The organism is Nocardia inohanensis NBRC 100128 (assembly GCF_001612945.1).
Taxonomy (GTDB): domain Bacteria; phylum Actinomycetota; class Actinomycetes; order Mycobacteriales; family Mycobacteriaceae; genus Nocardia; species Nocardia inohanensis.
This window is the reverse complement of record NZ_BDBK01000008.1, coordinates 537,181-548,724: the sequence shown is the minus strand read 5'-3', so window position 1 is coordinate 548,724 and position 11,544 is coordinate 537,181. Positions and strand designations below refer to the sequence as shown.

Here is an 11,544-nt window from a genome sequence, read left to right as displayed (position 1 = left end):
CCGGCGGTCGGCCCGCGCTGTTATCGTCGCCGTCATGAAGGTAGAACTGCGGCACAATCCCTCCTCGACCATTGCCCGCTGCTTCCTTGCCGGGGGCGAACCGATGCGCGTGGAGAGCGGGGCCATGGTCGCGCACTCGGCGGGAGTCACCTTGGCCGCCAAGGCCGAAGGCGGGATTCTCGCCGGGCTCAAGCGCTCGGTGCTGGCCGGGGAATCGTTCTTCGTCTCCACGTTCACCGCGCCGCAGCAGGGCGGCTGGGTGGACGTGGCCCCCGCCCTCCCCGGTGACATGCTCGCCCTCGACATCAGCCCCGATCGCCCCTACTTCATCAGCCGCGGCGGCTGGATCGCCAACTCGCACGGCGTCACCGTCGAAGCCAAATGGGGCGGCCTGGCCAATCTCTTCGGCGGCGAAGGCGGTTTCGGCCTGCGCGCCCATGGTCAGGGCGAGGTGGTCCTCGGCGTCTTCGGTGCCATCGACGTCATCGACCTGGCCCCTGGCGAACCGGTCACCATCGACACCGGCCACGTCGTCGCCTACGACCTCGCCATGAACTTCACCATCCGCCGCGCCGTCTCCGGCCGCTCCCTGCAATCCCTCAAATCCGGCGAAGGCTTCGTCTTCGACTTCGTCGGCCCCGGCCGCGTCCTGCTCCAAACCCGCAATCCCGGCGCTTTCGCCGCTTGGGCCGGCTCCGTCGCCTCCAGCGGCTAAAATGTGCCCCACGCCACAGTCCCACTGACCGGACATAACCGCAGTTGAAACGTGTTCTATCTGGAATCCTCGTCCGAACCGGCCGACTTTCTTACCGAAAATCCCACGCCGGGGAATGTGAATCATGCATGCTTCACACGTCTGACATGTCAGTAGTAGATGAGGAGTACCACGTGTCCGGATCCGCAGCGGATTTCCTGTCCGAAGTTCTGATCAAGACCATCCAGGGTCTGTTCACCGGAACTGCCGGCAAGTAGTCGCGTAGTACCAGAGCCCACCGAATCGCGCGGGATTCGGTGGGCTCACTGCGTTTTGGCCGGGTTCGAACCCGAGAGGGGCTACACAAGGTCGTCAGGAGCCTCGAGCGACCGCACCTCAACTGTCCGCGCGGGTGGTACACATGCACACGATCAGGGTGGATTTTCCCTGGAGCGCAGCAAGATCGGGCGCCATTCGCCGGAAGGCTGGCGAATGGTTCGAGTCCGAGTGAGCCGCCGCTCCGGTCTTTCGGAGCAAGCTGCCGTCATTGACGGATGTGACGGCTAAACCCTTGGAAATAAGCGGTTTCCAACAGGAGTGGCCATGGCCGGTCGGATTCGTATGCCGGTCAGCGGAGTAGGTCGGGGATGAGGATTCGGGTGTCGGGGACGAAGGGCCAGGCCGGGTCTTCGAGGTGGGAGCGGAGTTCTTCGTCGGTCCACCACCAGCCGGCGGCGATCTCTTCCGGTTGGTGGTGGAAGGGGCCGTCGTGGCGGAGTTCGTAGGCGAAGAGGTGGCAGCGCATGGGACGGCCGGCCCATGCGCCGTCCCAGGAGGCGGCGGCGACCGGGAGGGGGCGGTCGGTGTGGGGGGAGAGGGTGATGCCCAGTTCTTCGGAGAGTTCTCGGATGGCGGCTTCGGCGGGGTCCTCGTGGGGGGCGAGGACGCCGCCGGCCAGGCAGTCGTGCATGCCGGGGAAGACGGTTTTGGTGGTGGTGCGGCGGTGGACGTAGACGCGTTTGCCGTCGGTGGAGCGGACCAGGACGCCGGCGCTGGCGTGCCAGAGGCCGGATTCGTAGACCACGGCTCGGTCTTCGGCGCCGATCTCTCGGCCGGCGGCGTTGTAGACGGCGATCGTTTCCGGCATCTGGGGTGGCTCCTTCCCGTTTTCGTGAACATTAGGCGGTGGGAAGGGCGGGACGGCGGGCGGATCGGGTGGGAGGGGCGTAGCGTTTGGGGCGCAATGGTTTTCGTCGGAGAGGACGAGGTTATGCCATTTCCGAAGGCGCTTGCCAAGATCAATCGGCGGGTCAGCAATCCGGTGCTGGGGGTGTTCGCGCGGGTGCTGCCGGGGTTCGGCATCGTGATCCACACCGGGCGCAAATCCGGGAAGCCGTATCGGGCGCCGGTGGCGGTGTTCGCCCGGGACGGGGGATACCGTATCGCACTGACCTACGGGCGGGATGTGGACTGGGTGAAGAACATTCGGGCCGCCGGGAAGTTCGAATTCGAGCACCGCGGGAAGACCGTCACCCTGACCGATCCCGTGATCGGTCAGGATGCCTCGGTCTCGTGGGCGCCGCCGCCGGTACGGCAATTCCTGAAAACGTTGAACGTCGAGTACTACGTGCAGGCGCGCAAGGCGGCCTGAATCAGCGGGGCGTGACGCTGATGATCACCGCGCCCTGCTGCCAGCTCTGATAGGCGTCGGCCTTGTTGGGGTTGCCCGCCGCGTCGAAGCCGATGCCGTTGAACTTGGCCCACTGCTTGTTGTCGGTGGCGATGACCGTGGACAGGCGCACCACCGATTCGGCGTCCTCGAAGACCTCGGCGTCGGCGGTCAGCTTCGGACCGCCCATCGAGATCTGGATCGGGACGTCCTTGCGGATATTGCGCACCCACGGATGCTTGGCGGTGCCGACCAGGAGGGCGCCGCCCTGGCGGGTGTAGGCGATGGGAACGTCGTAGACCTTGCCGGATTTGCGTCCGGTCACATGCAGGACCGCCAGGCGTTTGCCGAGCTGCCGGCCGAGGATCGGTGCCTTCAGCAGGGTGCGGATGACCTTGTTGAGGGTGCCTTGATACGAGCGGATGGGTTCCGGGCCGCTGGTGCTCGGCGTGCCGTACGGGTTGGTTTCAGGGGTTTGCTCGGACATGCCGGTCTCCTTCGCGGAAAAGCGTTGCACGGCAGGCTGATACAAAATCGAGTATAGGCCGGTGGCGGACGGCTCGAGCGGGTCGCGGGCGTTTCGCAGACCGGGAGGTTCGTCCGGGCGCTGTAGATTCGCCGGTATCCGGAGCTCCACCCCGCCGACGAGGAGCCGAAACGTTGACCGACGTGGTCGATCGTCCGCCGCACCCGCGATCGTCCGGGCGGCACGCCGCACCCGAGGATCGTCCGCGCATGTCCTGGGGTGCGGTGGCCGCCGTCGCCGGACCGGCTGCTGTGGTGTTGCTGCTCTCCGCGACCCGCTACGGCTACTTCGGGGACGAGCTGTACTTCCTGGCCGCCGGGCGCCGGCCCGCCTGGGGCTACGCCGATCAGGGACCGGTGCTGCCGCTGCTGTCGCGGCTCATGGATTTGCTCGCGCCCGGTTCGTTCTTCGTGCTGCGCCTGCCGTCGGTCCTGCTCACCGTGCTCGCGATCGTATTGTGCGCCATGCTCGCCCGCGAATTCGGCGGCGGCCGCTGGGCGCAGACCCTGGCCGCGCTCGGCTACGCCAGTTCACCGTTCCTGCTCTTGCAGGGCACCATGCTCACCACCAACGCGGTCGACACCGCGCTGTGGGTGATCATCACCTGGCTGGTGGTGCGCTGGGTGCGCACCCGCGACGACCGGCTACTGCTGGCGGCTGCGCTCGTCACCGCCGTGGATATGCAGGTGAAATGGCTGATCCCGTTCTTCTGGATCGCGGTCGCGGTGAGCAGCCTGCTATTCGGCCCGCGCCGGCTGGTGCGCCGGCCGCTGCTCTGGGCGGGCGGTGTGGTGGTGGTGCTGGCGACCGTGCCGGAGCTGCTGTGGCAGGCGCATCACGACTGGCCGCAGCTGGAGATGGGCCGGGTGATCGGCGCCGAGCAGGACATTCTGGGCGGCCGACTGCTGTTCGTGCCCATGTCCATCAGCCTCGCCGGATACCTCGGGGCCCTGCTGTTGCTGTGGGGGCTGTGGGTGCTGCTGCTGTGGGAATCGCTGCGGCCGTATCGGTTTCTGGGTGTCACGCTGATCCTGCTGTTCCTGGCGTTCCTGGTCACCGGCGGGCGCATCTACTACGCGGCGGGCATGTACGCGGTGATGATCGCGGCCGGTGCGGTCGGCCTGGTCACCACGGCCGAGCGATCGAAACCGGTGTGGCGCAACACCCTTATCGTCGCGACGGCCCTACTCGCGGCCGGGGCAACGGGTTTCGTGCTGTACGCGACCCCGTGGCGGTCGGCGGACTCGATCCAGCCCTACCGGGACGACGCCGAGGCGGCCATCAATATCGGCGTGTACGGCTCTTTCGGCTGGCACGAACTCACCGATGAGGTCATCCGGGTCTACGACGGCCTGCCGCCCGCCGAGCAGGAACGCGCCATCATCCTCACCGACACCTATTGGCAGGCAGCCGCATTGGATCAACTGGGCCGGGATCAGCTGCCGCCCGTCTACAGTCCGAGCCGCGGCTTCGGCTACTTCGGCACGCCACCGGACGACGCCACCGCCGTGATCGCGGTCGGCGGCTACGAAGCGGTCCTGCGCACCCAATTCGAGCATGTCGACCCGGTCGGCAAGGTGAACACCCGCATCGGTTTCCCGGGCAATACCCAGGATGTCACCATCTGGAAGTGCACGGGACGGAAACAAGCCTGGGCGCAACTGTGGCCGAAGTGGATGCATCTCTAGCCGGGCCCTCGCCGAGGTTGAAACGCTCCAGCACCGCCGCGAGCTCCGGGCACTGCGCGAACACCTCGTCGCGCAGCGCCCCCTGCACGCCCAGCTGACACAGCACCCCGGTGGTGGTGAGCATGGTCCGGCCGATCGGGGTGTACTCCGCGGGCGTGGTGAGCTGCCGCACCACATTCGACAGCCGCATCTCGGTCGCGCGCAGCACCTGACTGCGCAGCCACGATGTGGTCAGGTGCACGGTGCGGGGAAAGATGAGCGCGCTGATCGGTTCGATCATGGTTTTGAAGGCGTGGATGTCGAAATCCCGCTCGATGCCGAGGAATCCGTTGCGGCGCAGCGCCGCCTTCAGATCGGCGGGCGTGCCGTTGAGCTCGGCATCGGCCAGCTCGCCGAAAAGGTGCGGGAAGTGGGCGGGGAACGGCGAGCAAGCCCCGTAGTCGACCACGCCGAGCCGCCCGTCGCGCAGCACCCGGAAATTGCCCGGATGCGTATCGGTGTAGAGCAGACCGGTGCGGGTGAAGGAGTTCATCACGAAGCGCAGCAGCAGCACGCCGACCCGATCCCGCTCCTGCTGCGCGCCGGAGGCGATGACCCGGGTCAGCGGAATCCCGTCCAGCCATTCGCTGATCACCACATCGCCCTGCTGATGCACCACCCGCGGCACCACGAAGTCCGGGTCGCCGGCGAAAGCCGCGGCGAAGATCTGCTGAGCGGCGGCCTCTTTGGCGTAATCGAGTTCGTCGTCGATGCAGGCGATCAGGGCGTCGGTCACCGCCTGCACATCCGCGCCCGGCATGAAGATGGCGGCCAACGGCGCCATCCGCCGGATCTGGGCCAGGTCCGAGCGGACCGATTCGCGCGCACCGGGATACATCAGTTTGACCGCGACCCGGCGCCCGTCGTGCCAGGTCGCGCGATGCACCTGCCCGACCGAGGCGGCGGCGGTGGCGCGGGAATCGAAGGCGGCGAACAGCGTTCGCCACTGCGGGCCGAGCTGTGCGGCCATCGCCTGATGCACCGCGGCGGGCAGCATGGCCGGGGCCGAATCCTGGAGCCGGCTCAGCGCCTCGCGGTAGGGCGCGCCCAGCTCCGGCGGCAGCGCCAGTTCGTAGAGCGCCAGCAGCTGACCGAATTTGGCGGCGCAGCCTTTGAGTTCGCCGAGCACCTCGAACATGTGCTGGGCGGTGCGGGCCTGAATGTCGAAGTCCACCCGGGCTTTCGATTGCCCGGCAGCCCGGCGGCCCAAGCCCCCGGCCTTGCGCGCGGCATAGGCCACCGGCAGCACGGCGATCTTGGCATTGCGCAGGGCAGGGAGGGTCGGCGGTTGTCCGGTGTTCGCGGACGCGCTGCGACGGCGCAATCGTCGCAATCCACCCTGGCGCGGTTCGGGCATTCGTGACCTCCGAAAGATCGGCGGCACCAGTGTGTCATGCCCGCGATGACCATGGTATCGAAATTGTCTGGGACAGCTGTATTCTGAATGGACCGCCGCGGGACTTACATCACCGAGTGCCGCCGGATCTCCGATCCGGTGTGATGGGACGCCGCGTGGGTGCAGGGGGCCCGCGCGGCGTTCACTCACCTCAGGCCGGGTGGCACGGCGGCGGCGACCGGCCGTGCCACCCTTGCCCGGCTCCCCGGGGGCTAGTGGGTGAACTCGCTCGCCGGGGCCAGCGGGACCACCAGGCTCGACGGGAACACCGAATTGCGCTGGATCTGCTGCGAAGTGCCCAGCAGGCGGCCCAGATCGGCGGGATTGGGGATGGTGGAGGGGAAGGTGCCGCTGGTGATGCGCAGCCGCAGCGAATGACCCGGGTCCAGGCGGTAGAAGGTGGGCCGCAGCTTGATCTCCAGCTGCACCACGTCACCCGGGACGAGCAGCTTCTCGTTCTCCTTCAGCACCGTGTGCTCCGGCGCGTAGACGGTGCCGTCGGCGCTGCGCCAGGTCTTCTCCTCGTTCAGCGTCCGCTGCGACGCCAATTGCGCTCCGCCGGTGATGTTCACGGCCGTCCCGTCGGGGGCCACATCGTCGAGCCACACCTGGAACGCGGCGTCGGTGCCGGTGGAGGAGACGTACAGCGAGACGCTCGACGGCCCGGCCAGCACGGTCGGCTCGGTCACCGGGTCCATGGTGTACTTCAGCCCGGCGGTCGGGCCCTGCACCCATTCGGTGCACGGGTTGGAGACGGTGAAGGCGCGGAACACGAAATCCAGCAGCCCGGCCGTGTACTGGCCCAGCGTCTCACGATTGCAGATATTGTCGATTCCGGTGTACGCCAGGCGATCCGAGGCCTCCGCGATGGCGGGCCGGGCCACGGTCAGGCGGTCACCGTCGAACCAGCGCTGCTGCACGGCGGCCTGCTCGAACGGGTAGCGGGCGGTATCGGCGGCATGATTGTTCGCGTCGATGACATGCAGCGGCTTGTCGGTCTTGTCCACGCCGTTGTCGATGTCCTTGAGCCAGCGGTCGAACCAGGCCAGGGTGATCTGGTCGGTGTCCATCCGCGAGCCGGGACCCAGCCCCAGGCCGACGTGATACCAAGGGCCCATCAGCAATTGGTAGCGGCCGTCGGCCCGCTGATCCGGCGCCATCGGACCGAACTGGTCGCGCCCGGCAGCCAGGTTCTGCAACTGCGCGTAATTGCGCACCGCGCCTTCCTGATACAGATCCCACCAGCCGTCGACCTGATACATGGCGATGCCGTTGTCGACCAGATTGCGCAGCCCCGTCTCGAACCGGCGATCCTGCCAGAACTCGTTGTCGTAGGCGGTGCGCCCGCCGGTGTAGGCATCCAGCAGCAGCTTGACCGTGCTGTCCGAACCCACCAGCGCCGCAAGGTGATCGCCGAGCGACTTCAGGAACAGCTGCGGGGTCACCACCGCGCTCAGGAACGGCCCGATCAGGCTCATGTACGGCACCATCAGCGAGATGACGGTGAGCAGCAGCGGGCTCATCATGCCGTCCTGGTTCAACACCTCGTCGAAGATGTTGTTGGGCACCGCGAACGGCACGATCGCCTTCAAAGGCGAACCGGGGCCGACGGTTTCGGCGGTGCGCATGGCGGACAGGCCCGGGAACGAATACCCGTACATGCCGACCTTGCCATTGGAGCCGGGCAGTTTCGCCGCCCACTCCACCAACTCCGCGCCATCGCGGCCGTCCTGCTTCGACGCCGGGCTCCACGCCCCGGTGGAGCCGCCGGTGCCGCGCACATCCGCGGTCACCTCGATGTACCCGTGCCGCACCAGCGTGTCCTGCATGGAGGTGGCCTGATTGATGATGCGGCGCGCGTCCTTCAACTGATCGGGCAACTGAATGTGCAGTTCGTCGATCACGCTGGTGATCGCGGCGGTGAGCGCGCTGGTCACCGCGCCGTAGGTGGTGAAGTTGACGACCACCGGGAACTCACCCACCGCCCGCTGCCCGGTCGCCGGATCGGTCGGATACCGCACCTCGGTCTGTAACTGGGTACCGTCCGAGAGCGAAACCACCTGTCCCAGCTGATATTCCACCCCGTACCCGGCGGCGGTCGGCTGGTAGTCGGCCGGCAGTCCGAAGTTCGTGGGCGCGTCCGGCACGGGACCGAACACCGGCGCACCGTTCGCGGTGGTGGCCGAAACGGTCAGCGCGAGTGCGGAGAATCCGGCGATCGCCAGTGGCGCGAATCGGCAGCGCCGCGGCGGCCTGGGCTTGCTTCTCAAGATCTACCTCTGCGGATGGTCGGGAGGCCGCCGCGCGCAGCCGTTTCCGCCGCCGCGCGCCTGACCTCGTCGTCGGAATTCAGCACACCGCACAGCCGATAGGCGTCGCTACCGGCAATCACCAAGACTGCGTGCGAGCGGATTGTGCATCCGACCAAGGCGCGGCGCGGAGTTACGGAGTGAACGAAGCCGCTTCCAGGCGGCGGGCGATGCGCGCCGCCGACAGGGTCATGGCATCGGTGGGACGATGCGGATCCAGGCCGGTGAGCTCGTGCACACGGGCCAGCCGATAGGTCACCGTATTGCGGTGGATGGTGAGCAGCCGGGCGGTGGCGAGCTGGTTGAAACCGGTGTCCACGAACACCTCCAGCGTTTCGGCCAGCAGCGGCTGCGAATCCAGGGGTGCGAGCACCGCCGCCAGCCCGGCGCGGGCGGGACCGCCGGCCGCGACGGTGTACTCGAACATCAGATCCGCACGGCGGCAGACGATCTGCGAACGATCCAGGCAGCGGCCGAGTTCGGCGAGCATGCGCGCCTCGGCGAACTGCTCGGGAATCAGCGTGCGCGCCGGGGCCGCGGTCACCCCCACCCAGAAGGGCGCGGGCTGTGCCGGTTGCCCGGGCACGGCGGCCGGCAGCCGGGTGGCCAGGGCGGCCGTGGTGGCGGTGCCGTCGTCGCCGGGTTGCAGGGGCAGCAGTGCGGTCCAGCCGCCGCTGTCCAGGCGCAGGAAAACTCCCGGGATCGCCTCGATGCGATGGCGCAATTCACTGGTATCGGTGCCGCGGCCCGCCCCGAGCCGGAAGACGGCGATGAGCACCGCGTCGGGCACCGCGATCGCCGGCTCCTCGGCCCATTCGATGGGATCGCGCCCGGTGAGCAGCGCGTCCGCGATGGCGCGCCGCCGGTCGAGGAGTTCCCAGCGCGGATCGTGCGCCCGGCGCAGGCAGGCGGTGGCGATCCGCTCGGTCACCAGGGTCACGTATTGCAGCAGGTTCAGCGCGCCGTCGGAGAGCAGGTCGCGTTCGTGCTCGGCGGCCGCCTCGCGCAGCCGCGTCCAGATGAACTCGGCCCCGATTCGATAGCGGCCCAGCACTTCTTCCAGGGGTTCGCCGTCTCGCACCCGGCACAGCGCGATCTCCACCAGCTCGCGCGTCTCCTCCTCGGTGGGCAGGATGCCGGTGCGCAGGAAGTCGAAGAACAGATCGACATTCAGCTTGGCGCCGCGTTCGAAGCCGCTCTCGATCAGCCGCTGCGGCAGGGTGCGATAGGGGAGCAGCACGGAGGTGAACTCCTCCCGCACCACGACCGCACGCTTGTACAGCTCTTCGAGCGCTCGGTCCCGGGTTTGCGCGTGCATGACTCTCCTACTAGCTGTACAGCGCCTCGATAGTATCCGCATACGCGTTAGCTATCGGTTTGCGCCTGAGCTTTCCGGTGGCCGTGAGGCATTCGGAGCCCGGATTCCACACCTCGGTCAGCACCGTGAACTTCTTGATCTGTTCCACCCGAGAGAGCTTGGTATTGGCCGCGTCGATGCCCTCTTGCAGGGACTTCAGCACCGCCGGGTGCCGGGCCAGGGCGGCAATGCTGCGGTCCGGTAGCTGATGCCGCTCGGCGAAACCGGCGGCCAGATCGGGGTCCAGGCAGATGAGCGCGGTGTTGTACGGGCGGCCCTCACCGATCGCCACCACCGTGCCCGCCAGCGGCGTGTTCTCGGTGACGGTGTTCTCGATATTGGTCGGCGACATGTTCTTGCCGTGGGCGCTGATGATGAGCTCCTTCTTGCGATCCACGATCTTCAGGAACCCCTCGGCATCGAGCTCGCCGATATCGCCGGTGTGCAGCCAGCCGTCCGCGTCCACCGTCTCGGCGGTCTTGTCGGGGGCGTTGCGATAACCGCGCATGACGCTCTTGCCGCGCACCAGCACCTCGCCGTCGTCGGCGATGCGCACCTCGGTGCCCGGGAACGCGGTGCCCACCGTGCCGATCTTGATGCGGGCCGGACGGTCCATGGTCGCGCCCGCGGTGCATTCGGTCATGCCGTAGCCCTCGCACAGCGGCAGGCCCAGGCCGAGGAAGAACTCGTGGGTGTCCTTCGGGATGGGCGCGGAACCGGTGACGGCGATGCGAATCTTGTCCAGGCCCAGCTGTTCTCGAACGGTCGAGAGCACCAGGCGATCGGCCAGCCGGTACCGCAGCGTGGGCAGCAGGCCCTGCGCGCGTCCGTCGGAGGCCGCACGCGCCCGCGCCCGGCCGGTGTCGATCGCCCACGCGATCAGCCGGCGCTTGAGCGGGCTGGGGTCGGCGGCGAACCGTTCCTCCAGTGCCGCTTTGACTTTCACCCAGACGCGCGGCACACCCAGGAACACGGTCGGATGCACCTCGGTGAGGGCGGCGGCGACCTGCTTGAGATCCGGGCAGGTGGTGATCTGGCCGCCGGTCAGAATCGACAGGTAGTGCGCCAGCCAGCGGTTGGCGGCGTGCGCGTCGGGCAGATAGGAGATCACCCGGTCGTCCGCGGTGCCGCCGCCGAATTCCGCCACCACGCGGGCGTTTTCGAAGAAGTTCGTATGGGTGAGCTCCACGCCCTTCGGCGGCCCGGTGGTGCCCGAGGTGTAGACGATGGTCAGCAGATCCTCGGGATCCACCGCGCGCCAGGCGGATTCGAAGTCGAACCCGGCGTTCTCCGTGGCCTCGATCTCGGCGAGCGAGACGCACCCCGCCGGCGTCTCGTCCACACAGATCACATGCTCCACGACAATGCCCTGCGCGGCGGCCTGCTCGACCGCTTCCAGGACCTTGGGCGCGAACTGCGCCTCACAGATGATCGCCTTGTTGCCCGCGTTCCCGAACTGGTACACCAGCAGATCCACCGGGTTGGTGTTGTACACCGAGAACGGCGTCGCGCCGGTATGCAGAATCGCGGTGTCGCACAGATGGAATTCGGGCCGGTTGGTCATCATCAACGCCACCGTGTCGCCCCGGCCGATACCGCGCGCGGCCAGCCCGGTAGCGATGGCCCGCACCCGATCACCGTATTCGCGCCAGGTGATGGCGACCGCGCCGCCGAGCGTGCGCAGCGCCACCTCGTCCGGGTACCGGGCCACATCGGCTTGGAACGCCTCGACCATGGTGCGCGGGGCATTCCCCGCAACCGGTGTTGAACTCACGACCTACCTCTGGCTCATGTGTGGGCGAGGCCACCCGGCCCCGTGGTGCCATACAGCACACCGCACAAACTCCGGTCCCGGTAAGTGGCAAT

9 protein-coding genes are annotated in these 11,544 nt (G+C 67.7%); 3 read left to right on the top strand and 6 right to left on the bottom strand.

What is annotated here, in order from left to right; translation table 11 throughout:
• Positions 1-34: 34 nt before the first annotated feature.
• A complete protein-coding gene (locus NI1_RS18320; RefSeq protein WP_067821800.1) occupies positions 35-715 on the top strand; it encodes a TIGR00266 family protein in 681 nt (226 codons plus the stop codon).
• A 607-nt stretch (positions 716-1,322) separates the two neighbouring features.
• Here NI1_RS18320 and NI1_RS18315 read toward each other — a convergent pair.
• Positions 1,323-1,841 (bottom strand): NUDIX hydrolase, encoded by a 519-nt coding sequence (locus NI1_RS18315; protein ID WP_067821797.1) that lies wholly within the window; start codon positions 1,839-1,841, stop codon positions 1,323-1,325.
• Between the two features lie 123 nt (positions 1,842-1,964).
• On the opposite strand from NI1_RS18315, the gene NI1_RS18310 reads away from it, so the two are divergent.
• Complete coding sequence (locus tag NI1_RS18310) at positions 1,965-2,345, top strand: nitroreductase family deazaflavin-dependent oxidoreductase (RefSeq protein WP_067822618.1); 381 nt, start codon at positions 1,965-1,967, stop codon at positions 2,343-2,345.
• A 1-nt stretch (position 2,346) separates the two neighbouring features.
• Here NI1_RS18310 and NI1_RS18305 read toward each other — a convergent pair whose 3' ends face one another.
• A complete protein-coding gene (locus NI1_RS18305) occupies positions 2,347-2,850 on the bottom strand; it encodes a nitroreductase/quinone reductase family protein (RefSeq protein WP_157535178.1) in 504 nt (167 codons plus the stop codon).
• Positions 2,851-3,032: 182 nt separating this feature from the next.
• Here NI1_RS18305 and NI1_RS18300 point away from each other — a divergent pair, with 182 nt between their 5' ends.
• Positions 3,033-4,577, top strand: coding sequence for an ArnT family glycosyltransferase (locus tag NI1_RS18300; RefSeq protein WP_245663306.1), 1,545 nt, complete (start codon positions 3,033-3,035; stop codon positions 4,575-4,577).
• On the opposite strand, the gene NI1_RS18295 is transcribed toward NI1_RS18300, so the two are convergent.
• The 4 genes from NI1_RS18295 to NI1_RS18280 form a co-directional block, all read right to left on the bottom strand.
• Positions 4,507-5,973 carry an ABC1 kinase family protein gene (locus tag NI1_RS18295; RefSeq protein WP_067821794.1) on the bottom strand — a complete coding sequence of 489 codons (1,467 nt, stop codon included), beginning with the start codon at positions 5,971-5,973 and terminating at the stop codon, positions 4,507-4,509. The two genes, NI1_RS18300 and NI1_RS18295, sit on opposite strands and share 71 nt — an antisense overlap.
• Positions 5,974-6,224: 251 nt before the next feature.
• A complete protein-coding gene (locus NI1_RS18290) occupies positions 6,225-8,282 on the bottom strand; it encodes a CocE/NonD family hydrolase (protein ID WP_169815592.1) in 2,058 nt (685 codons plus the stop codon).
• Positions 8,283-8,454: 172 nt separating this feature from the next.
• Complete coding sequence (locus tag NI1_RS18285) at positions 8,455-9,639, bottom strand: PucR family transcriptional regulator (protein WP_067821788.1); 1,185 nt, start codon at positions 9,637-9,639, stop codon at positions 8,455-8,457.
• A gap of 10 nt (positions 9,640-9,649) precedes the next feature.
• Entirely contained in the window at positions 9,650-11,413 is a 1,764-nt protein-coding gene (locus tag NI1_RS18280; protein WP_067821785.1) for an AMP-dependent synthetase/ligase, read from the bottom strand.
• Between the last annotated feature and the right edge of the window lie 131 nt (positions 11,414-11,544).